This window comes from Rothia sp. HMSC065B04 (assembly GCF_001812285.1).
GTDB lineage: Bacteria > Actinomycetota > Actinomycetes > Actinomycetales > Micrococcaceae > Rothia > Rothia mucilaginosa.
Map to the genome: position 1 here is coordinate 440,723 of NZ_KV808408.1, position 22,550 is coordinate 463,272.

The following is a 22,550-nucleotide window of genomic DNA, read 5'->3' on the forward strand; positions in this document are numbered from 1 at the left end:
CACTAAGGTGTTTCTGCCCGCAGAGGATTTCTGCGAGCTCCCCTCAAGTCTAACCAAAAATAAGTAGCCCTCATTGCTCAACGGTCATCGCTCCATCGGTGCCCCGCATTATCACGCCCGCGGGGTAATGCGCCACAGCCGATTTGCAGACTCCGCTAAAATAGAAAAGGACTTTTTCCGTCCGCAGTTCGCCGCAAAGCGCGAACAGCACAGACTGACCCAAACCCGAGGAGAATCACCCCGTGAGCAGCGGCACCCCCACCCCCACCGGCGCAATCAACCGCCGCGGCCCCTTCCGCCCCGGCGAGCGCGTCCAAATCACTGACGAACGCGGCCGCATCACCACCATCACCCTCGCCGAAGGCGGCGAATACCACTCCCACAAGGGCTTCCTCAAGCATGACGACCTCATCGGCGCACCCGAAGGCACCGTCATCCCCAACACTCACGGCATCCTCTACCAGGCGCTGCGCCCCCTCTACAAGGACTTCGTGCTCTCCATGCCGCGCGGTGCAGCCGTCGTCTACCCCAAGGACGCCGCCCAGATCATCGTCAAGGCAGACATCTTCCCCGGCGCACGCGTCGTCGAGGCCGGCGTTGGCTCCGGTGCACTGTCCATCGCGCTGCTGCGTGCAGTCGGCGACTACGGTTGCGTGCACTCCTTCGAACGTCGTGAAGAGTTCGCAGACGTCGCCCGCGGCAACATTGAAACCATGTTCGGTGGCCCGCACCCGGCGTGGAAGCTGAGCATCGGCGACCTGCAGGACACCCTGCCGCAGGTCGAAGAGCCCGGCAGCGTCGACCGCGTCGTACTCGACATGCTCGCACCCTGGGAATGCCTGGACGCTGTAGCGGAGGCGCTCGCACCCGGCGGCGTGCTCATCTGCTACGTTGCGACCGTGACCCAGATGTCCCGCCTGGTTGAGGGCATGCGCTTGGATGGCCGCTTCACCGAACCCGAATGCGACGAAACCATTGTGCGCGGCTGGCATGTGGAGGGCCTGGCGGTCCGCCCCGACCACCGCATGGTGGCGCACACCGCGTTCCTGGTCGTGGCTCGTCGCCTCGCTGACGGTGCGGTACGCCTGGCGCCGAAGCGTCGCGCATCCAAGACTGACTTCTCTGAAGAGGATATGAACGCGTGGATTCCCATGAACGTGGGTGAGCGTGAGGTGACCGACAAAAAGATTCGCCGCGCAGCCCGCGATGCGAAGAACCTTGCCGCTCACGCCGCACGCGCGAACGAGATTGCGCTGGAACAGAACGGTACCGCGCAAAACGCCATGGAGTCTGAGCAGAACAACGGCGCAGCAGCTGAGGCGACTGAGTCTGCTGAATAATTTGAACCATCTTTGACCTGCGGGGGCACGGGCGTTGCCTGGAGCCCCCGCAGTGCACTCACCAGGCTACTCACTGTGCCCGATACCCACCCAGTACCCGCACCGAGTAGCCGCCGATTAGGACGAACAGCTAAAGGAGCTACCGTGTCCACCCACGAATCTGCAGATCAGGCAGGAACCCCCCAGTACGGCACCGCCCACAGTGCAGCCAGCGCGGCACCGCACTACTCGGCTGCTTTCGGGTCGACCTCCCTGCCCGGCAGTCAGCCCGTCAGCGCGCAGGAGTATGACGCCGTGCTGCGTCGACTCTCCGCGGCGGAGGCAACCCGCGACAATATGAGCCGACAGATTCGTGGTGCGGGGGAGAAGAACCGCAAGCTCGTTGAGGCAATCACCAGCATGCGCTACCAGGTGGAGCGTCTGCGCGCGTCCCTGTCGCAGAATGTTATGCCGCCGCTGAATTCGGCGATTGTGTTGGCGGTGCATGAGGGTCAGACCATGACCTACGAGCAGGTTGCGGACGATAAGACCCCCGCCGAAATTGACACCTACCTTGATGTTCAGATGAGCGGCCGCATGATGCGTATTCCCGTGTCCCCGCTCATTGACCTGTCCACACTGACCCCCGGCATGACCGTGCTGCTCAACGACAAGACGGAGGCGGTACTCGCCCTGGACACCGAACCCTTCGGTGACGTGGTGACCGTGCGTGAGGTGCTGGATGAGCAGCGCGTGCTGGTTGATACGTCCTCGGGTGCTCAGCAGGTGGCGCGCGTGGCTGGTTCCCTCGACATTGAGCAGCTGCGCACCGGTGACGCGGTCACCCTTGACACGCGCACCCGCATGCTGACCTCGCAGGTTCCCGCCTCCCGCTCGCAGGAGCTGGTTCTGGAAGAGATCCCGGACGTCACCTACGAGCAGATTGGTGGCCTGGGCGCGCAGATCGAGCAGATTCGCGACGCGGTGGAGCTGCCGTACCTGCACCCCGAGATTTTTGAGCGCTACCATCTGGCGCCGCCCAAGGGCATTCTGCTGTACGGTCCTCCCGGTAACGGTAAGACCATGATTGCTAAGGCTGTGGCGAACTCCCTGGCGGCTCGTGCGGCTGCGCTGAACCCGGGTTCGGCTACTCGCGGCTACTTCTTGAACATTAAGGGCCCCGAGCTGCTGGATAAGTTCGTTGGTGAGACCGAACGTCAGATTCGCGATATTTTCGTTGCCGCCCGTGAGAAGGCGGAGGCGGGCCACCCGGTCGTCGTGTTCTTCGACGAGATGGAGTCGCTGTTCCGTATGCGCGGTTCGGGTCGTTCCTCCGATATTGAGACGACCATCGTGCCGCAGCTGCTTGCTGAAATTGACGGTGTGGAGTCGCTGCAGAACGTCATCGTTATTGGCGCGACCAACCGTGAAGACCTGATTGATGCCGCCGTGATGCGCCCGGGCCGACTCGACCTGAAAATCCGCATTAACCGCCCGGACGCCGCCGGTGCGGCTGAGATTTTCGGCCTGTACCTGACCGAGGACCTGCCCCTGGACGCGGCGGAGGTGGCTGCCGCCGGTTCGACCCGCGCCGCCCTGACCGCGATGATTGCGGCGGCGGCAGGTCAGCTGTACGCGCGCACCCCCTCCACGGCGTACGCTGTGGCGACTGTGGATTCTTCCATGGTCGTTGGTTCTGGTGCGAGCGCGAACCTGTCCACTCACACGCTGTACCGCGGCGATTTCGCGTCGGGCGCGGTGATTCGCAATATTGTGGACCGCGCGAAGAAGGCCGCGATTAAGGAGCAGCTGCAGGCGCTGACCGCCGGTGCGGACGCCTCGAGCGTTGGTATTGGTACCCGCCACCTGCTGGAGGCGGTACGCGCCGAGTTTGAGGATCAGGTGGACTTGCCGCCGCTGCCCGATATTGAGGATGCGCTTACCGTTGCCGGTGTGCGTGGCCGCCTGGTGTCGGTGGAGCCGCCGCGCTAAACCCGCGCCCACTCAACCGTGCGCTCAGCCCACAGCCCGCGCTTATCCCGCATCAACCCAGCATTACCGCAGGTCCAAAGCCTTTGGATGGTATAGATTTTTCAGGAGAACCCCATGAACTCCACCCCCAGCTACGGCGTGCACCGCATTATGGGTGCCGAAACCGAGTACGGCGTCATCGCCCCCTCCGCGCCGGGCACCAACCCGACCGTGCTGTCCGCACTGGTGGTCAACACCTACGCCAAGTTGGCGTTCCGCCGCGGCGCCGCCTTCCGCGAGGAGCTGCAGCGCCGCGCCCTGGCGGATGAGCTGACCGCCGAGCAGGCACGCCAGGCAGAGAACTACTCGACCGCAACCCCCGAGGGTCAGTGGCTGGGTGAGTCCGAATCGCCGCTGCGTGATGCGTTCGGTCAGGTTCAGGACGCATCCACCGCCCACTCGAGCCAGATGACGCACACCCGCACCGAGCTGACCAGCGAAGATATCGCCCTGGAGATCATGCGTGAGGCGGGGGTTCAGGCACCGGGTGAACCCGCCGAGCCGCGTAGCGCGCTGGATGCGCTCGCCGGTGTGCACGGCCGCGGTGGTTTCCCGGAGCGTCTGGATTGGGACCGCGTGACCATGAACGCGATTCTGCCCAATGGTGCGCGCCTGTATGTGGATCATGCGCATCCGGAGTATTCGTCGCCGGAGGTTCTGACCCCCGCCGACGCGGTGCTCTATGACGCTGCCGGTGACGCGCTGGCGTACGAGTCGCTGGTGGAGCTGGGCAACCACGGGCAGGATTTGCCGCAGGTGAAGCTGTACAAGAACAACACCGATTCGAAGGGCCAGTCGTACGGCGCTCACGAAAACTACCTGATTAGCCGTGATGTTCCGTTTGAGCAGGTTGCGGATGCGCTCCTGCCGTTCTTTGCGACCCGCGCTATTTTTACGGGTGCGGGCCGTGTGGGTATTGGTACGCACGGTGAGGTTCCGGGTTTTCAGATTAGTTCGCGCGCTGATTTCTTTGAGCGCACGATTGGTCTGGAGACCACGATTCGCCGTCCGATTGTGAATACGCGCGATGAGCCGCATGCGGATGAGTCGAAGTACCGCCGCCTGCACGTGATTCCGGCGGATGCGAACATGTCGCACTATTCGAACCTGTTGAAGTTTGGTACGGCGGCGCTGGTGATGAACCTGATTGAGTCGCACAGCGAGCAGCACCCCGTGTTGCCGGGTGTGCGTCTGTCTGATCCGGTGGCGGCGATGCACGCGGTCAGCCACGATTTGTCGCTGTCGGTTCAGCTGCCGCTGGCGCCGTCTTCGGCGACCCTGCCGAACCCGGTGTCCACGAGTGGTTCGGCGAGCGCCCTGCAGATTCAGCGCGCCTACTATGAGGCCTCCCGTGCGCACGAGGAGTCGAACCCGGCGGGTGTGGATGCTGCGACCGCGCAGATCCTCAACCTGTGGGGTGAGGTTCTGGATGCCCTGGAAACCAACCCGCTCTCGCTGGCGGATCGTCTGGATTGGGTGGCGAAGTATGCGCTGGTGCGCGGTTATGTCGCTCAGGGCGTAGATTATGCGAATCCGAAGTTGAAGGCTTTGGATTTGCAGTACGCTGATATTGACCCGTCGAAGAGCCTGTATCACCGTCTGGTGGCGCGTGGCCGTATGCGCACGCTGTTCTCTGCGGAGCAGATTGAGCGTGCGACGACCGAGCCGCCGCGTGAGACGCGCGCGTTTTTACGTGGCACGCTGATGTCCCGCTGGCCGGAGGAGATTCTGGGTATTAACTGGGATACGGTCTCGTGCCGCGGCAGGTATTCGAAGGATCTGACTCGTTTTACGATGATGGAGCCGACCCGCTACGGTGCCGCCCAGGTGGAGCCGCTGCTGGATGAGGTAAACCATTCGGATGCGTTGCTGAACCGCCTGCGCTAGCAGCACACCCCCTAAACCCACATAAACTCACATTCTTCCCCGGGGCGAATACCCCCATTCAGAAGAGTAAAAACCACATAACCCACAGGCGGGGTGCAGTAAGGTCCGGGTACCAAAACCCTTATACCCCGCACCCAACCCCACTAAAAACTTATTTGTCCACAACCGAAAACCCCTTGAGGAGAGAACCATGAGCCGCGAACGCATCAGCGCACAGCAGACCGAAACCACCGCAGCCGAGCAGGAGCAGGAACTGACCCTCGCCGCCTCCCACGTTGTCTCTGACGTGAGCGAGGTCGACGACCTGCTCGACGAAATTGACGGCCTGCTCGCTGAGAACGCTGAAGATTTCGTCACCGGCTTCGTCCAGAAGGGCGGCGAGTAACCGGCGCACCTGCGCGCCGGGTCAGCATCATGGAACACCGTATTTTCGGCATTGAAAGCGAATTCGGGCTCAGCTACGTCCCGCACGGGCTCGGTCGGCTGAGCATCGAAGAGTCCGCCGCCGCCCTTTTCAAGCCCGTCCTGGATCAGTGGCGTTCAACGAACGTCTTCCTGCCCAACGGCGGTAGGCTCTACCTTGACGTGGGTTCGCACCCCGAGTACGCCTCCGCCGAATGCGGCAGCATTGACGAACTGCTCGCGCAGGAACGCGCCGGTGAGCTGCTTTTCGCTGATCTGGCGCGTACCGCCCGCAAGCGCCTGCTCGCAGGCTCGGAGGGCCGCCCTCTCGACGGTGAACTGTACCTGTTCAAGAACAATGTGGATTCGGCGGGCAACTCCTACGGCAGCCACGAGAACTACCTGATCAGCCGCAAACTGCAGTTCAACGACCTGATTGCCCAGCTCGTGCCGTTCCTGGTGACCCGCCAGATTCTGGTCGGTGCCGGTAAGACCCACCCGAACGGCGGCCCGGTGCCCGGTTCGACCGACCCGGCGTCCAGCACGGGTGTGCCTTCGTATTCGTTCTCGCAGCGTGCCGACCATATTTGGGAGGCGGCGTCCACCTCAACTTCGCGCGCTCGCCCGCTCATTAACACCCGCGATGAGCCGCACGCGGACGCTTCGAAGTTCCGTCGCATGCACGTCATTAATGGCGATTCGAACATGGCGGAGCCGACGACCCTGCTGAAGATTGCCAGCACCGACCTGGTGCTACGCATGCTGGAAGACCGCTTCCCGGTCACCAGCCTGGATATTGTGTCTGTTCCGGCGGCTCTGCGCGCTATCAGCCACGACCTGACCGGCACCGCAACCTTCGAAACCACCGACGGTAAGCACTACACGGCGTTGAGCGTTCAGCGTCACTACCTGGATGCGGCACGCCAGTACGTGCAGCAGTACGGCGCGCACCACCACCACGTGGAATACGCCCTGGACCTGTGGCAGCGCACCCTGGACGCTATCGAGTCCGGCGACTACAGCAGCATTGACACTGAGATTGACTGGGCGATTAAGAAGAAGCTTCTGGATGCGTATATTGCCCGTGCCCGCGCGGCTGGTCAGCCTGCCGATTATGCGAGCGCCCGCATCCGTCAGCTGGATTTGGCGTACCACGACATCGACCCGGAGCGTAGCGTCTTCCACGCGCTGGTTCGTCGCGGTGCGGTCAAGCGCATCCTGCCTGAGGGTGCCGCGGAGGCGGCGAAGACTCAGCCGCCGAACACTCGCGCTCTGCAGCGTTCGCGTTTCATTAATGCGGCGGTTGCGGCGGGGGGGCAGTTCACCGTGGATTGGGTGCATTTAAAGCTCAACGCCTACCCGCAGCACACGCTGGTGTGTAAGGACCCGTTTGCTACCGGCAGCGAGGAGCTGGAGGACGTGCTGAGCCTGCTGGCGTCTAAGGCGCGTCAGCATCAGGAGGCGGCATTCCCGCCGCCCTGCTAAACGACCCTGCTAAAACATCAGATCACCACCGTTACGGCACAGCGTGTTCCCGCCCAAAGTTCGCACCCCAAAGTTTCTCGGCGCACCCCGCGCCGCGACACAGCCTGAACACAGCTACGTGCCGTAGCATAAAACAGCTAAACCTATACCTGTAAACTGTTCTGTGGCACACGGGCACTCACACGCCCCACTCTCACAGAAAACCCCAGAGGATAACACTATGACCAAACGCTCTAAGCTCACTATTTTCGGTGCCAGCGCGGCAGCTCTCGCGCTCGCACTGTCCGCATGTGGCGCGCAGTCCAGCAATGGCGATTTGTCCAAGGTGCAGTACACCTTGAAGAACGCGACCGCTGCGCCTGAGGCGTCCTTCGCGACTCCCTTCGCCGCTTCTAGCCCCTCCGCATACGTGATTGAGGAAGGCAACGGCGACTCCATCAACGATGGTGACTACGTGCTCGTTGAGGCTGCCGTGTTCAACGGCACCGACGGCAAGCTTAACGGTTCCACTTACTCCAGCGAGCCGATTCTGCTGCCGATTAACGATCAGCTGAAGCAGGCTGCACCGCAGGTGTACGAAACCCTGAAGAAGATTAAGGTTGGCGGTTCTTTCTCGTACACCACCAACGTTCTGCAGCAGCGTAGCACCGCGGGCGTGACCACTACGACCGCTTCGCCCGGTGCCGCAACTAACGTTGAGGTGTACACCGTGAAGACGAAGCTGCCCAAGTACGCAACCGGTAAGGCTGTTGAGGCTGACCCGTCGCTGCCGTCCTTCACTCTGGATGAGTCCACCGGCAAGGCTGATATTAAGCTGCCCGACACCAAGCAGGAATACACTGAGCTCGTCTCGAAGAACCTCATTGAGGGCGAGGGCGCCGAGGTCAAGGAAACCGATACCGTGTACGTGCGTTACATTGGCGTGCAGTACTCCGACGGTAAGGTCTTCGACGGCAACTATGACGCTTCCACCCCGATGGGCCTCTCCCTGCAGGGCGTTATCAAGGGCTGGACTCAGGGTCTGAAGGGCAAGAAGGTCGGCTCCCGCGTTGAGCTAGTCATCCCGGCGGATTTGGCGTACGGTAACGACACCGGCGGTTCCAAGCCTTCGGGCACTCTGGTGTTCGTTGTTGATATTCTGGGCGCGGAGGAGAACCCGCAGACCCTGCAGCGTGCTCAGGCGGCTTCTAGCGCGGCCGCTGCGGAGGCGAGCGCCTCGGCAACCGCAACCCCGGCGGCTACCGCTTCGGCTACCGCGCAGTAGCCCACATTTTTATTTCGCGCTCGCCGCTTATATGACGTAGGCGGCGGGCGCACCCACTATTTCGATGTATTTCGAACCAATCAAAGGAGACACCCATGTCTTTCGGTCAGCGTAACCTCGACCGCGAAAAGCCCGAAATCGATTTCCCCGAGGGCGACGCCCCCACCGAGCTGGTCATCACCGACCTGATCGAGGGTGCAGGCGCTGAGGTTGTTCCCGGCTCCCGCGTGCTCACCCACTACGTTGGTGTGGCATTCTCCACCGGTGAAGAGTTTGACGCGTCCTGGAACCGTGGCGAGCCGCTGCCGTTCCAGGTGGGCGTTGGCCAGGTTATCCGCGGTTGGGATGAGGGTCTGCTCGGCATGAAGGTCGGCGGCCGTCGTCGCCTGGAGATTCCCGCCGACATGGCGTACGGTGACCGCGGCGCTGGTTCGGTCATTAAGCCCGGCGAGTCCCTGATTTTCGTGGTGGACCTGCTGGACGTCCGCTAAGGATTAGCAAGGTTCTCGCGTTTTTCGCGCTTCTCACGTAAGACGCGCAGAGACGCGCAGCCCGGTGCTTTCTCCCAATTGTGGGAGGGGCGCCGGGCTTTTGTGTATCAAGTTTTTGTACTGGGCTTTTTTGTACTGGGCTATCGGCGCGTCCGCGAAATTTTATACCCGCGCATTCTTCTCGCAGCCACCCCACACGCAAGTAAGTGCCGCGGAACACACACGGTATGATGGAATCATGTCCACCGCAGCCCAGCTTTACATGACTCTTCACCGCCTCTCCACCGCCGCCGAGGCACCCGATGCCGCAACCCGAACCCAGGGCATCAGCCGCAACGAGCTACTGACCCTGCTCGGTATTAGCACGCGCGCTAACGGCTCCCTCAGCGAGGCCCAGGAACGCGCCTTTGAACGAGCCAAGCAGACCCTGCGTGATGCCGGCGCGCGCATCACCCACGTGACCACTGACCTGGGGGAGCGCTACCGCCTCGAACCCAGCGACGCAGCTAAGCTACCCGCATGGAACCCCACCGCTGAGGAGTTCCGCCTCATCAACACCATCCTGCGCGGCTGGGAAGGCACCGAACTGCAGGATGACGCCTACCGCATCCTGCGTAAGATTGCGCTGACCAGCGAGAACCTCACCGATGAGGCGCTCGCCGCCGCGAAGATCCTGGAGCCGAAGACCGGCAAGCGTCAGCGCGCGAAGAACCTGTACACCTACCGCGAGCCTCTTCAGCGTATTTACTTTAGCGATAACCCGCACCTGAATGAGCTGTTCACCGCCTATGCGGAGCGTAAGACGGTCACGTTCACCTATCAGACGGCTGCCGGTGCAACCCGCGTGCAGGAGAAGGTCAGTGTTGCCGGTATCGGTTACCGTTACGGCACCTGGTATTTTGTCGGCTACTACACCGAGAGCGCGGAGCGTAAGGAGTACACGTTCCGTGCCAGCCGTATTCAGAAGCTCACGATGCTTTCACGTATCGATTCGACCCCCATCAATGCGACGTTTAAAGCCAAGAACTGGCTTGAAGACATTAAGGGCTACGAAGAGAGCCTGATTGTTGCCGAGGTCAGCGCCGATTCTACGCTGTCGGAGCCCTTCACCGTGCCCTCGTACGGCACGATTGATAGCGCTGTGGCGGCGACCAGCTACAGCTGTGTGATCGAGCCGCCCGAGGAATCGGAGGCTGCCTCTACCCGCCAGCGTGACAGCTACGCCGCCCAGCAGCAGCTATTGCGCACCCTCACCGACCTGCACAGCGGCGCAGTTGAAGACCCCGGCACCTGGGCGGATATCAACCAGCGCAACCGCAACAACTCCCTCGACGACCTTGTTGACCTGCTCCTGGGTCTGCACCGTGCCGACCGCTGGGCGAGCGCCCACGATGAGGCGCCCATGCCGTTGAATCAGCTCAACGCCCTCTACAGCGTGGACACCGAGAAGAACCGTGCCCTCGGCAAAACTATTGCCGAGATTTTCGCGCAGGTAGATACCGTTCCCTTCGATTCTGACCCCAAGGACCCGGACGCCCTCAAGCCCACCTACATTAACCTGCTGCCGGATTTTGGCGGCGCCACCCCGAACACGCTGCTGAACTACGCGCGCCTCACGGACACTGAGCTCGCCATTCTCGTCTTCACCCTCTCTGCCGCAGATATTCTGCACCCGGCGGATGCGCGTCTGGGCAGTATCCGAGCGGCGCTCGCCGCCGCGTACCCGAACGCGCCCGTCTATGCGCAGCACCTGTGCTTCGCCCCGGAGGAGCCCCTGCTGCAGGAGGCGACTGCCGCCCTGAGTAGCGGCAACGCCGTGACCATTGGGTACGGTACCTCTGAGCGCGCCGCGGATCGCCTGGTGGACCCGTATGCGTTGGTGTTGCACCGCGACCACATGTACCTGCATGCGTGGTGCCGTACCGCTGAGGAACGCTACTATGCGGCACGCGGTGAAGAGGTACCCGAGTATGTACCCGAGGCTTTTGCTCACACAGCCACCGGCGAGACTGCCAACAGCGAGACTGCCGACAGCAAGGCGGGGGAGAAGGAACCCAACTTCTGGCGTAACTTCCGCCTCACCCGCATCAACCACATTCAGGAGGCGGGCGCGGGCCGTACCCACCCGGTCACCGGTGACACCGTGCCGAACTGGCACGCGCAGCAGCACAGCACTCAGACCAACCCCTTCGCTGAGTTGCGGATTCACCCGACCGAGCACATTCCCAGCGGTGAACCGCTCGATACTCTCACCGCAACGTACATGCGTCGAAGCACCCACCACGTGAAGAAGGCTTCACGCACCCAGTACGTGCGCATCCACTACTACAACAATGCCCACGGCGCTGGCGATAAGAACATCCTCGACACCGTCATCGCGCACCGAGGTGCCCTCGAACTGGTCGGCCCTGCGCACCTGCGCGCGGCGCTGCTTGACCAGTTGCAAACCCTCAAAGCGAGTAGCCGCAGGGGTGTGCCCGCAGGTGTGCCCGCAGAAAAATAGAACTTCACCCACAAGCAAAAACACCCTAAAAACCCATCTAAGGCGCCAAAACATTAACCTAAAACTTGTATAATGGTGCTCATGTCTTGGTGGTTCTGGATTTTGCTATGGGGCGCGCTCATCATCTGCTCGCTCCTCTATTTGGCATGGTTCACCTACAAAGCACTCACTCGCGGTTTCACACTCCTTGACGAAACCGTAACCTGGGTCGAGTCAATCGAGGGACAATTCGACGCAGCGCAAGCGAACGCAAGCCGAAAACTCCCGCGAGACACCACCCTCGGGGTATTCACACCCATCACCGAGGCATACAATAACTACGAACAAGGTAAGCAGACACGCAGGTCTGAGCGGATCAAGCGACGGGTCTCCCGACGAGATCGACTCGGCCAACCTCAAAACATCGGAGACCTGCTCTAACAGAAAGGCACACCACCATGGGCCAGATTTTCAGCCACCCCGCGACCATCATCGTCGTTATCCTCCTCATCGTCCTGCTCTTCGGCGCACCCAAGCTGCCCGGCATGGCACGCAGCCTCGGCCAGTCCATGCGCATCTTCAAGACCGAAGTTGAGGGTCTGAAGAACGACTCTAAGAAGGACCCCCGCGAGAAGGACGGCGAAGAGGTCGTCACCGCTGAGGTCGTAGACAACGGCAAGGACGGCAAGACCGAAACCAAGTAACGGTCCCGCCCCTACGCACCAAACCCGTGCCAGCCCACCGGCCGGCACGGGTTTTGCGGCACCACCCCATAAACACCCCACCAGACCCCCTCAGCCGAATCACACACGGCACCGACACCCAGAGGACACCACGTGGCAACACCTGACCAGGACGTGCGCAACCGCAAACTTAATCCTGAAGCACGCATGGAACTCAAGGAACACCTGCGCGAATTCCGCGACCGCCTCATTAAGGCGGCTATCGCAACCGTCATCGCAGCCATCATCGGTACGGTCTTCCTCTACCAGCCTTTCATTGAAATGATCTCTGCGCCCCTGCAGCAGATCAACGCAGAAACCGGCCGCAACGCAAATCTGAACTACGGTAGCGTCGCATCCCCCTTCGACCAGCTGCTGAAGGTCGGTATGTACATTGGCTTGGTGATTGCGTCCCCCGTCTGGCTGTACCAGGCGCTGCGATTCCTGCTGCCGGCACTGCACACCAAGGAGAAGAAGTATCTCTTCGGCTTCCTCACCGCATCTATTTTCGCGTTTGCCTGCGGTGTCGCCATTTCTTACTTCACCCTCCCCGGCGTGGTTTACGCGCTGCTGAAGTTCACCCCCGTCAACGAAAGTAACTACATTGACGCGGGCGTGTACATCTCCTTCATTCTGAAGTTCGTTGTGACCTTCTCTTGTGCCTTTATCATCCCGGTGATTCTGGTTGGCATTAACATGCTGGGCCTGATTCGCGGCACGACCATTCTGAAGGCTTGGCGTTGGGTGGTTGTCCTCGTTGCGGTTATCGCAGCACTAACTGCACCCGGTAGCGACATCATGATGATGTTCGTGCTCATGGCGCCGCTGCTGATTTTCTTCTTTGCAGCAATCGGCATCTGCATGATTAACGACAAGCGCCGTGACCGCAAGCTCGCCAAGCTGGCGCAGGGTTCGGACGAAGCAAGCCTGAACACCGCAACCAGCGCCGAAGACCTGGCGAAGATGGGTTACTTCGAGGAAGAGAAGACTTCCTAATTGAATAGCTCGCTTTGAGTGATATCGCCGAGGGGCGGGGTACAGAGAGATTCTGTGCCCCGCCTCTTCGCATGCCCAGACTAGCGTGCACAGATTCGCCTGTCGGGAAAAGCTTCTAACGCCGGCTCGCACGGCACCTCCGTAGCGAGCTCCACAGGGAGCGTTATACCGGCGCCGGGTGCGCTCGCTGTTCGCCCGTACCGGATTAGTGCCCGTCCGGGATGCTTTCGGAAGGTGCGCGGCGGGCAAGCGGTTACACTGGACATACTATGAGCAAGCACCACGCACAGCACACTTCTGACGCAGAAACTTCTAACGCTTCTAACGAGCAGACCGGCACCGACTACGCTGCCGCCTACCGCGCTTCGAGGGAGCGCGCCGCCTACGCGAAGACCGCCCTGGGGGCTTTTGAGGCGTCCCTTGATTTTCCGCTGGATGATTTTCAGCGTCAGGCGTGTGCCGCTGTGGAGGCGGACCGCTCCGTCCTGGTTGCCGCGCCTACGGGTGCGGGTAAGACCATTGTGGGCGAGTTCGGTATCTACCTGGCGCTGCGCCGCGGCATGAAGGCGTTCTACACGACTCCCATTAAGGCGCTGAGCAACCAGAAGTACCACGACTTTGTGCGCGCGTATGGTGAAGATTATGTGGGTCTGCTGACCGGCGATACGAGCATTAACACGGAAGCACCCGTGGTCGTGATGACCACCGAGGTGCTGCGCAACATGCTCTACGCCAACTCGACCACGCTGACCGGCCTGGGCTATGTGGTCATGGATGAGGTGCACTACCTGGCGGACCGTTTCCGTGGCGCGGTGTGGGAAGAGGCGATTATTCACCTGCCCGAGCATGTGAACGTTATTTCCCTGTCGGCGACGGTGTCGAACGTTGAGGAGTTCGGCGCGTGGCTGGATACGGTGCGCGGCGGCACGGACATTATTGTTTCTGAGCACCGCCCGGTGCCGCTGTGGCAGCACATGATGGTCGGTCACCATGTGGTGGATTTGTTCGTACCCGACGACAACTCGGCGAATGGCAAGAACGGCTCGCAGGAGCCGGAGGAGAAGCTTTCCCGCAAGCAGGCGAAGAAGGCGCAGAAGGCTAAGCAGCGCGGCGCAACCGTGGAGGCGGGCGCTAACCCTCTGCTTGCCGGTCTGCGTCTGAACCCGCAGCTGAAGGCGCTGCGCCCCGGCTTCCGTTCGAGCCCGGGTCGTGGCCGTTACGGTGGCAAGCGTGAGCGTTTCCGTCACCGCCGTGAGGGCTGGCTGAACGAGACGTTCAGCAGCGGCGAGCGCGGCGGCTCGAACCGTCGTGACCGTTTCAGCAATGATCGTTTCAGTAACGACCGGGAGTTTGATGCGCGCGGTGAGCAGAAGCCTCTGCGTCCGCAGCGTATTACCCGCCCGGAGATGGTGCGCGCCCTCGACAAGCAGGGCCTGCTGCCCGCAATCTGCTTTATCTTCTCCCGTGCCGGTTGTGACGGCGCGGTCAGCCACTGCGTATCCGCCGATATTACGCTGACCACCCCCGAGCAGCAGCAGACCATCCGCGCCTACATTGCGGAGGCGACCGCTCACCTGGACACCCGCGACCTGAACACCCTCGGCTACTACGAGTGGCGTGACGGCCTCATTCGCGGTATCGCCGCGCACCACGCCGGCCTGCTGCCCCTGTTCAAGGAGGTTGTGGAAACCCTCTTCGCGCAGGGCCTGATTAAGCTGGTCTTCGCCACCGAAACCCTTGCCCTGGGCATCAACATGCCCGCACGCACCGTGATTCTGGAGAAGCTCACCAAGTACAACGGCGAATCCCACGTGGACATCACCGCCGGCGAGTACACCCAGCTGACTGGACGCGCAGGCCGCCGCGGCATCGACATCGAGGGCCACGCGGTCGTCATGTGGCGCCCCGGCATGTCCCCGGAACACGTGGCAACCCTCGCCTCAACCCGCACCTACCCGCTGAACTCCTCGTTCCGCCCCACCTACAACATGGCGGCGAACCTCATTGCCTCCTACGGCGCTGAGCGCACCCGCAAGATTCTGGAGTCCTCGTTCGCGCAGTTCCAGGCGGATAAGTCGGTCGTGGGCATCGCATCGCGTGTGCGCAAGAACGAGAACGCCCTGGAAGGCTACCGTGAAGCCATGGCATGCCACCTGGGCGACTTCACCGAATACGTACAGCTCAGCCGCCAGATTGCCGAGCTGGAGAAGAAGGCGTCCAAGAGCAACGAGCGTCACGCACGCGCGCAGGCGCACCACAGCATCCAACAGCTTCTGCCCGGCGACATCATCTACATTCCGCACGGCCGTTCCCGCGGCTACGCAGTCGTCATCACCCGCTCCGATTCGCACGCCGACCCGCGCATCGGCATCGTCACCGAGGACGCGCACCAGCGCACCGCCTCAACCCGCGACTTTGAGGGTGCCGTCGAACCGGTCTCACGCATCAAGATTCCCAAGCGCCTGAGCCTCAAGACCCCCAAGGAACGCCGCGACACCGCAAGCCGCATGCGCCAGGCGCTCTACGACGGCCGCGCCCCGCGTGCGCTCGCGCAGCAGAACATTCCGGCTCGTCAGAACAGCATTGACGCGCAGCTGGAGGCTCTGCAGGCTCAGCTACGTAACCATCCGTGCCACGGCTGTTCCGACCGCGCGAACCATATGCGCTGGGCCGAACGCTGGCAGAAGCTCAACTCTGAGACGGAAGGTTTGCGCCGTCAGATTGCGCGTCGCACCAACACGATTGCGCAGGTCTTCAACCGCATTTCGCGCCTTCTGGAGAGCTACGGCTACGTGGAACGCACCGAGGACGGCGAACTGTCGCTGACCACCGGCGGCCAGGCTCTGCGCCGCATCTACGGCGAGCGCGATCTGCTGACCGCCCTGTGCCTGGATGCGCACTTCCTCGACGGCCTGGAGCCCGCCGCCATCGCTGCAACCGTTGCCGCGCTAACCTACCAGGGCAAGCGCGACGCGGTGGAGTACCTGGCGCACTACCCGCACCCGTCCCTGCGCGCACCCATTGCGACGATTACGCAGCGCCTCGCCGACCTGAACGCCGCCGAGGAGCAGCACAAGGTCAACCTGACCCCGGCGTGCGACTTCGGCCTGGTCGAGCCCATGTACGCCTGGGCAAACGGCGCGCACCTCGCTAAGGCAATCGAGGACACCGGCCTTGCCGCCGGCGACTTCGTGCGCTGGGCAAAGCAGGTACTGGATGCCCTGGACCAGATCGCGCACATCCGCTCGCTGGACCCGGTGATTCGCGCCCGCTGTGAAGAGGCGATTGAGGCGGTACGCCGCGGCGTGGTCGCACTCGACGTCTAGCGCGCGCCTTCGCAGACTATGGCTATGCCCGGCCAGCTCGGGCTACCACCCTCGCACCTGTGCGTTGTTCCACGTCATCTAAGGACGAACGAACTACCACAGGCAGCGGGGGTGCTTCTATACTCGAAAGAGACGCTCAGCTGAGCTACGCGAGCACAATCGACGTGCCCGCCCCCGTGTGCGCTCCGGCGCGCCTCAATGGTGAAAGGATTCTAATGTCTACCCGAATTTTTGTGGATGGTAGCGTGTACAGCCCCGTCGACCCGTACGCAACCGCAATGCTGGTCGAGGACGGCTTCGTCCGCTGGGTTGGTTCCGACTCCGGGGCACGTTCTATTGCTGACGAGTCCGCCACCATCACCGAACTCGACGGCGCCCTGCTGACCCCCGCCTTTGCACGCGCACTGGCACCGGTCGCAGGCAAAGAAGCACCCGAAATCCTCGACTACCTGCAGGCATACCGCGCAGCCGGCTACCACACCCACACCCTGCTCGCCGGCATGGAAGACGTACCCGACCTCGTCTCCGCACTCAGCTACTACAGCGCCGAACACGGTACCCCCGACATCCGCCTCATCCTCAACGCCACCGGCATTGAAACCGACGAGCTCATCAGCGCTATCAAGGCACTACGCCCCCTCACCGAAGGCGAACGCGCCGTCAAGGGCCTGCAGCTGGTCGGTATCTCTGTCGCACCCGACGAGGCACCCGCAGCAGCACAGGTAGCCGAAGACGCCGCACTCCTGCTCTCCATCGACGCATCCACCGGATTCACCACCGCAGCCGACGCAGCGCTCGCCGTACGCGAAACCCGCCCCTGGCTCTCCATCCGCCTCGACGCAGCAATCAGCACCCCGCAAGACCCCATCACCGACGAATACCTCACCCAGCTGGCAGAAGCACGCATCAACCTCGGCCTCAGCGTCTGCGAACCCGAAGAAGACGAAACCGCCAACGACACCGTCCAAGCACTCCTCGCACACGCCGGGGGAGAGGTACGTGAGTCGGTAGCTTCCGTAGCCCGCCGCGCAAACGCAGCAGGCACCTCCATCGCGCTGGGTTCTGATGCTCAGCTGTACGCACCCGGCGCCTGGTCCCTCATCCGCGAACTCGTCAACGACGAACACGGCATCTCCGCACGCAGCGCCTTCGCCGCCCTCACCCGCGGCGTCTACCGCCTAGCACACGAAGAAAACCCCTTCACCGGCCAGCTAACCCCCGACACCCCCGCATACGTAGCACAGTGGCGCGTCGAAGCCCTCATGGTCCAGGCACCCGACTCCCGCGTAGCATCGTGGAGCACCGACCCCCGCGCTCGCATTCCGTTGCTTCCGGCGCTGGAGGAGGATTCGACTCTGCCCATCCTGGAATCTATTTACACTGAAAGTAACTAATTTTTTAGCTTGTCAACACCTTTTTAGGCAGTTTAGGAGCAGTGGAGGCCGCCAATGGTTCAGTTGCTCAAATATTTACCCGGTATACTGGATACCTACACTGCCTGTTTTATATGCACCTGTGAGGGAGTAATATGCGCGTTCTAACTGTCATCCCGACGTATAACGAGAAGGAGAACCTGCCCATCGTGGTAGAGCGTCTTCGCAAGGCAGCTCCCGAGGTGGATATTCTCGTGGTGGATGATAACAGCCCCGACGGTACCGGTCAGATTGCTGATGAGCTGTCGGCTAAGGATTCCCAGATTCACGTTCTGCACCGCACCGTTAAGGACGGTCTGGGTGGCGCATACCTCGCTGGCTTCGATTGGGGCCTTGAGGCAGGCTACGACGTTCTGATTGAAATGGACGCTGACTGCTCGCACCAGCCTGAGCAGCTTCCTTCCCTGGTTCGTGCCGTGGAGGCGGGCGCTGACCTGGCTATTGGTTCGCGTTACGTTCCCGGCGGCAAGACCAAGAACTGGCCGGCTCACCGCCAGATTCTCTCTCGCGGCGCTAACCTGTACACCCGCCTGATTCTGGGCACCTCCATCAAGGACATTACCGCTGGTTTCCGTGCGTACCGTCGTGAGGCCCTGCAGCGCCTGAACCTGGACGGTATTGACTCGAAGGGTTACGTGTTCCAGGTTGATCTGGCGTGGCGTTCCGAGCAGGCTGGCCTGAATATTGTTGAGGTTCCGATTACCTTCGTTGAGCGTGAGATTGGCGCTTCGAAGATGGACGGCAACATTATCTTTGACTCCATGTCTAAGGTGACCCGCTGGGGTATGGCTAACCGCATTCAGAAGCTGAAGAAGGCTCTGGGCAAGTAAGACTTCTTGCCAAGGCGCTTCTCGCACCTGATTTAAACAAAAGACCGGGGTGGATACATAGCGTATCCGCCCCGGTCTTTCGTGCTTTCTGTAGCGCCCTTTTCTGGCTCATGTACCGACCCTGGCTCACGTACCGAGAAAGCCAGCACCAAACGGAAGAAGCCCGCTAAGAGCACAAGTAGCTCTTAGCGGGCTTCTACAGCGTTTCTACGGCGCCTCTACGGTGCTTTTAGAGTGCGTAGTGCTTGCGGTAGTATTCCAGGCGGTCTTCCAGAGTCTTTTCCAGCTCTTCGATGCTGCGGCGTTCCATGAGCATATCCCAGTGGGTACGTGCGGGCTTCTCTTCTTCGGCGTCTGCGGTGGAGTCGCCGTTGACGAGGTATGCTTCCTTACCGGACTTTGCGGTCCATACCGAGGGGATTTCTGCTTCTGCCGCGAAGGTCACGAAAACGCGGTCACCGTCTGCGGTACGGTATTCGACGCGCTGGCGGGGCGCGGGCTGTACGTTCGATTCGGTTTCCATCGACTGGGAACCCAGGCGCATACCGCGCAGGCTACGATCGCTCATTTTTCCTCCAGTGTCGTCGGGTGCGCTCTTTGGCGCTTTAGGCATAACGTTGGGCGGGGGAGAACTATTCCCTCGAACGTTTACAAAACATCCATTATATCGGTAATAGTCTCCACCCGCCCAGCGTGGTGGTGTTTATTCGGCGTGATTTTTGGTGATTCACGCCTTTTTATGCGTTAGATTTCGCGTTTAGCCGTTGATGCCGTAGCTTCCGGGTGCCTGCGGTGCGCTCTTGGGTGCCTGTGCTGCGGGCTTCTTCGGTGCGTCTGCCAGGTCGGATGCGGGCAGGGTGCCGAATGCGTTGCCCAGGCCGCGCAGTGCATCGCCGAGTTCGGTCGGGATGAACCAGAGCTTGTTGGCGTCGCCTTCGGCGAGCTTGGGCAGGGTCTGCAGGTACTGGTAGGTGAGCAGCTGCTGGCTGGGGTTGGATTCGTGGATTGCTGCGAAGACCTTCTGCACGGCTTCGGCTTCACCGTTTGCGCGCAGGATTGCAGATTGTGCGTCACCTTCTGCACGAAGGATTTGCGCCTGCTTTTCACCCTCTGCACGCAGGATTGCGGCGCGGGATTCACCTTCTGCGGTCAGAATGTCGGACTGCTTCTGGCCTTCTGCGGTGAGGATTGCGGCGCGACGGTCACGCTCTGCACGCATCTGCTTCTCCATGGAGTCCTGGATGGATACCGGGGGCTGGATTTCCTTGATGTCCACGCGGGAGACGCGCAGGCCCCAGCGGCCGGTGGTGGAGTCGAGTACGCCTCGCAGTTCAGCGTTGATCTGGTCGCGGGAGGTGAGGGTCTGCTCCAGGTTCAGGCCACCAACGACGTTACGCAGGGTTGCGCTGGTCAGCTCGTCTACGGCGCGAATGTAGTTGGTGATTTCGTAGGTTGCCGAGCGCGGGTCGGTGACCTGGAAGTACACGACGGTGTCGATACCGACCACGAGGTTATCTTCGGTGATCACAGACTGCGAGGGGAAGGAAACGACCTGTTCACGCAGATCGATGAGGGGCAGCACGCGGTCAACTACGGGGATGACGATGTGCAGGCCGGGGTTGAGAACGGCGTGGAATTTACCCAGTCGTTCGACGATGCCGGCTCGTCCCTGAGGGATGACGCGCACGGTCTTTGCGAGCATCGTCAGCACGAAGAGGATGAGTAGAACCGTCAGAATAAGGCTGATAGGCATTGTTTCTCCTTATCGGTGAGTTATATGGTGTGTTCTAGGGCATCTGAATTGGCATTTGGAGCCGGTATTCAGATGGGTCTTAGTTTGTTGGTCTTAGTCATGGGGGAGAGGCTCTACGATTGCGGTAGCACCCTCAATGGCTCGTACCCTCGCGTGTGATCCTGCTACGAGCGTTCCGGAGGCGGTGCGCGCCGTCCAGGTGTCGCCAGCTAGTACAACCAAACCAGTTTCACTAGTCACATCTTGAGTGACGCGCACCTCAGCGCCAACGAGTGCTTCAGCATTAGTGACAGCTCCGGTGGCTGATTTATTGAGCTTTTTCAGCAGCGGCGGGCGCAGACCAAGAACCAGAATCAGGCAGATCACCACGAAAATAACGGTTCGAATCAGCATGTTATCCACGAAGGGCGATATTGCTGCGGTGATGCCTGCGCTAATCGCCAGCATGAGAAAGAACAGGTCGAGGCTGAGCATTTCTATGACGGCGAAAACGAGGGCGAGTGCAACCCAGAGTGTCCAGGGTGTCTCAAAGAGCCAATCCACGAGTTTTCTCCTTTGGTGTACATCAACCGGCGTGGTTGACGTTGAATCTGCACACGAGGCGACAGCACCTTCGTGATGCGGGGTATATCCATTATTTCAGGTGGATTGAGTACTGGCGACAGTTCTGGTGACCGAGTGAGGTTAATACATGAACTGTTAAGACTTTATTTAGATACGGGGAATCTTTGGTTCATTCTAGACCTCCCTAAAAAGCCGATAATATACATTATGTAAAGTAGACCTATTTTTCACTACCCCACCGACTGCTCACCGGTGCTTTCTACGCTCAGGCTGGCACGGGTCAAACCTGCGCTCCTCGCAGTGCGACCGCGCTGTTCCATCCGCGGTTCTGAACTCCGCGCGCCTCAGCTAGCCGTACGCTCACATGCTCCGAACCTCGGATTCCTCAACGCCTCCCGTTAAACGACAAACACCCGAGACGAGCTCACACCATTCGGTGCGCCCCATCTCGGGTGCCTATCATCAGCTACTAGGCTTCTTTATTCTGCGTGCCTGGAGCTGAACTCTACCCAGGCGTTGAGCACACGCTCTGCTGCACCGGATGCAATAGATTCGCGTGCATCGGCCAGCGCCTGAGTGAAGCGGGTCTCAAAGCTCTCACCGTTGACCGGGCGGTACGCCACCAGGCCTGCGGCCGCATTGATGAGCACAGCGTCGTGAATAGCGCGCAGCGGGCTCTTCGGGGCCTCGCCCTCCCCCGCCAAAATGGCACGGAAAACACCCGCGTTGTACTCGGCGTCGCCGCCTCGCAGCTGCTCCAGCGGCGCGTTCTGCAGGCCGTACTCGGTCGGGTCAAAACGGTACTCGGTCAGCTCGCCGTCCACAGCCTCCCACAGGCGGCTCGTGGTGGCGATGGTCAGCTCGTCCAGGCCGTCATCACCGCGGAAAATCAGGGCGTGGTCGCCGCGCTCTGCGAAGACGTGAGCCATCTTCTCAGCCATGACCGGGTTAGCAACGCCAATAGCCGAGGACTTCACGCGGGCCGGGTTCGTCATGGGGCCCAGGTAGTTGAATGCGGTCGGAATGCCCAGCAGGCGGCGGGTCGGGCCCACGTGGCGCATTGCCGGGTGGAAGGTCATGGCAAACAGGAAGGTGATGCCAGTCTCGCGAGCGCATTCGGCGACTGCGGGAATGGGCATGTCGAGGCGGATTCCGAGGGCTTCGAGGACGTCTGCGGAGCCGGATTTGGAGGTAGAGGCGCGGTTGCCGTGCTTGACGACGGTTGCGCCGGTGCCTGCGATGACAAGGGCGGCCATAGTGGAGATGTTGACGGTGTTTTGCTGGTCGCCGCCGGTGCCGACGATGTCTACGGCGTTGGGGTCGATGTCGACGGTTTCGGCTTTGGCAATCATTCCGGCTGCGAGTGCGCCGAGTTCTTCGGGAGTTTCGCCTTTGGAGTGGAGGGCGGTGAGGAAGGACGCGAGGATCGGCTGTTCGGTTTGGCCGGTCATGATTTGGTCCATTGCCCAGGCGACTTCGGTGTCGGTGAGGTTTTGGTGTTTGACGAGCTGGTTGAGGATGTATTTCCAGGTGATTTCGTGCGTAGTCATGTGTTAAGTGTAAAA

At 61.2% G+C, this 22,550-nt stretch carries 17 protein-coding genes; 13 read left to right on the top strand and 4 right to left on the bottom strand.

The annotated features are described in order from the left end of the window. The first annotated feature begins 242 nt into the window (after window positions 1–242). From HMPREF2845_RS05090 to HMPREF2845_RS05155, 13 genes are all read left to right on the top strand, one after another. Entirely contained in the window at window positions 243–1,340 is a 1,098-nt protein-coding gene (locus tag HMPREF2845_RS05090; RefSeq protein ID WP_070506280.1) for a tRNA (adenine-N1)-methyltransferase, read from the top strand. Window positions 1,341–1,484: 144 nt separating this feature from the next. Further along, on the top strand, window positions 1,485–3,311 hold the full coding sequence (gene arc / locus HMPREF2845_RS05095) for a proteasome ATPase (protein WP_070634054.1): 1,827 nt from the start codon (window positions 1,485–1,487) through the stop codon (window positions 3,309–3,311). Window positions 3,312–3,425: 114 nt separating this feature from the next. Continuing rightward, window positions 3,426–5,237, top strand: coding sequence for a depupylase/deamidase Dop (dop, locus tag HMPREF2845_RS05100; protein ID WP_070634055.1), 1,812 nt, complete (start codon window positions 3,426–3,428; stop codon window positions 5,235–5,237). Window positions 5,238–5,427: 190 nt separating this feature from the next. Next, a complete protein-coding gene (locus HMPREF2845_RS05105; RefSeq protein ID WP_005506016.1) occupies window positions 5,428–5,622 on the top strand; it encodes a ubiquitin-like protein Pup in 195 nt (64 codons plus the stop codon). 29 nt (window positions 5,623–5,651) lie between these two features. Then, the gene (pafA, locus tag HMPREF2845_RS05110) at window positions 5,652–7,124 is read left to right on the top strand and encodes a Pup--protein ligase (RefSeq protein WP_070634056.1); all 1,473 of its coding nucleotides are present in this window, start codon (window positions 5,652–5,654) and stop codon (window positions 7,122–7,124) included. Between the two features lie 220 nt (window positions 7,125–7,344). Next, on the top strand, window positions 7,345–8,388 hold the full coding sequence (locus HMPREF2845_RS05115) for an FKBP-type peptidyl-prolyl cis-trans isomerase (RefSeq protein ID WP_070634057.1): 1,044 nt from the start codon (window positions 7,345–7,347) through the stop codon (window positions 8,386–8,388). A 95-nt stretch (window positions 8,389–8,483) separates the two neighbouring features. After that, on the top strand, window positions 8,484–8,879 hold the full coding sequence (locus tag HMPREF2845_RS05120; protein WP_005508667.1) for an FKBP-type peptidyl-prolyl cis-trans isomerase: 396 nt from the start codon (window positions 8,484–8,486) through the stop codon (window positions 8,877–8,879). A 238-nt stretch (window positions 8,880–9,117) separates the two neighbouring features. Then, on the top strand, window positions 9,118–11,382 hold the full coding sequence (locus HMPREF2845_RS05125; protein ID WP_070634058.1) for a WYL domain-containing transcriptional regulator: 2,265 nt from the start codon (window positions 9,118–9,120) through the stop codon (window positions 11,380–11,382). Window positions 11,383–11,819: 437 nt separating this feature from the next. Beyond that, window positions 11,820–12,065 carry a Sec-independent protein translocase subunit TatA gene (tatA, locus tag HMPREF2845_RS05135; RefSeq protein WP_005506024.1) on the top strand — a complete coding sequence of 82 codons (246 nt, stop codon included), beginning with the start codon at window positions 11,820–11,822 and terminating at the stop codon, window positions 12,063–12,065. A 132-nt stretch (window positions 12,066–12,197) separates the two neighbouring features. After that, entirely contained in the window at window positions 12,198–13,079 is an 882-nt protein-coding gene (tatC, locus tag HMPREF2845_RS05140) for a twin-arginine translocase subunit TatC (protein ID WP_070634059.1), read from the top strand. A 269-nt stretch (window positions 13,080–13,348) separates the two neighbouring features. Further along, window positions 13,349–16,405 carry a DEAD/DEAH box helicase gene (locus HMPREF2845_RS05145; protein ID WP_070634060.1) on the top strand — a complete coding sequence of 1,019 codons (3,057 nt, stop codon included), beginning with the start codon at window positions 13,349–13,351 and terminating at the stop codon, window positions 16,403–16,405. Window positions 16,406–16,620: 215 nt separating this feature from the next. Further along, window positions 16,621–17,799 carry an amidohydrolase gene (locus HMPREF2845_RS05150; RefSeq protein ID WP_070634061.1) on the top strand — a complete coding sequence of 393 codons (1,179 nt, stop codon included), beginning with the start codon at window positions 16,621–16,623 and terminating at the stop codon, window positions 17,797–17,799. Window positions 17,800–17,933: 134 nt separating this feature from the next. Beyond that, window positions 17,934–18,668 (top strand): polyprenol monophosphomannose synthase, encoded by a 735-nt coding sequence (locus HMPREF2845_RS05155; RefSeq protein WP_070634062.1) that lies wholly within the window; start codon window positions 17,934–17,936, stop codon window positions 18,666–18,668. 229 nt (window positions 18,669–18,897) lie between these two features. On the opposite strand, the gene HMPREF2845_RS05160 is transcribed toward HMPREF2845_RS05155, so the two are convergent. From HMPREF2845_RS05160 to trpD, 4 genes are all read right to left on the bottom strand, one after another. Further along, a complete protein-coding gene (locus tag HMPREF2845_RS05160; RefSeq protein WP_005506034.1) occupies window positions 18,898–19,236 on the bottom strand; it encodes an RNA polymerase-binding protein RbpA in 339 nt (112 codons plus the stop codon). A gap of 189 nt (window positions 19,237–19,425) precedes the next feature. After that, complete coding sequence (locus HMPREF2845_RS05165) at window positions 19,426–20,421, bottom strand: SPFH domain-containing protein (protein ID WP_070634063.1); 996 nt, start codon at window positions 20,419–20,421, stop codon at window positions 19,426–19,428. 93 nt (window positions 20,422–20,514) lie between these two features. After that, complete coding sequence (locus HMPREF2845_RS05170; RefSeq protein WP_070616350.1) at window positions 20,515–20,964, bottom strand: NfeD family protein; 450 nt, start codon at window positions 20,962–20,964, stop codon at window positions 20,515–20,517. Window positions 20,965–21,464: 500 nt separating this feature from the next. Next, complete coding sequence (gene trpD, locus HMPREF2845_RS05175; RefSeq protein WP_049337622.1) at window positions 21,465–22,535, bottom strand: anthranilate phosphoribosyltransferase; 1,071 nt, start codon at window positions 22,533–22,535, stop codon at window positions 21,465–21,467. Window positions 22,536–22,550 lie beyond the last annotated feature (15 nt).

Bases quoted from the DNA above. Each gene is read 5' to 3' on its own strand.
- dop (WP_070634055.1), top strand. From the start codon at position 3,426: ATGAACTCCACCCCCAGCTACGGCGTGCACCGCATTATGGGTGCCGAA.
- HMPREF2845_RS05105 (WP_005506016.1), top strand. From the start codon at position 5,428: ATGAGCCGCGAACGCATCAGCGCACAGCAGACCGAAACCACCGCAGCC.
- pafA (WP_070634056.1), top strand. From the start codon at position 5,652: ATGGAACACCGTATTTTCGGCATTGAAAGCGAATTCGGGCTCAGCTAC.
- HMPREF2845_RS05115 (WP_070634057.1), top strand. From the start codon at position 7,345: ATGACCAAACGCTCTAAGCTCACTATTTTCGGTGCCAGCGCGGCAGCT.
- HMPREF2845_RS05120 (WP_005508667.1), top strand. From the start codon at position 8,484: ATGTCTTTCGGTCAGCGTAACCTCGACCGCGAAAAGCCCGAAATCGAT.
- HMPREF2845_RS05125 (WP_070634058.1), top strand. From the start codon at position 9,118: ATGTCCACCGCAGCCCAGCTTTACATGACTCTTCACCGCCTCTCCACC.
- tatA (WP_005506024.1), top strand. From the start codon at position 11,820: ATGGGCCAGATTTTCAGCCACCCCGCGACCATCATCGTCGTTATCCTC.
- HMPREF2845_RS05145 (WP_070634060.1), top strand. From the start codon at position 13,349: ATGAGCAAGCACCACGCACAGCACACTTCTGACGCAGAAACTTCTAAC.
- HMPREF2845_RS05150 (WP_070634061.1), top strand. From the start codon at position 16,621: ATGTCTACCCGAATTTTTGTGGATGGTAGCGTGTACAGCCCCGTCGAC.
- HMPREF2845_RS05155 (WP_070634062.1), top strand. From the start codon at position 17,934: ATGCGCGTTCTAACTGTCATCCCGACGTATAACGAGAAGGAGAACCTG.
- HMPREF2845_RS05160 (WP_005506034.1), bottom strand. From the start codon at position 19,236: ATGAGCGATCGTAGCCTGCGCGGTATGCGCCTGGGTTCCCAGTCGATG.
- HMPREF2845_RS05165 (WP_070634063.1), bottom strand. From the start codon at position 20,421: ATGCCTATCAGCCTTATTCTGACGGTTCTACTCATCCTCTTCGTGCTG.
- trpD (WP_049337622.1), bottom strand. From the start codon at position 22,535: ATGACTACGCACGAAATCACCTGGAAATACATCCTCAACCAGCTCGTC.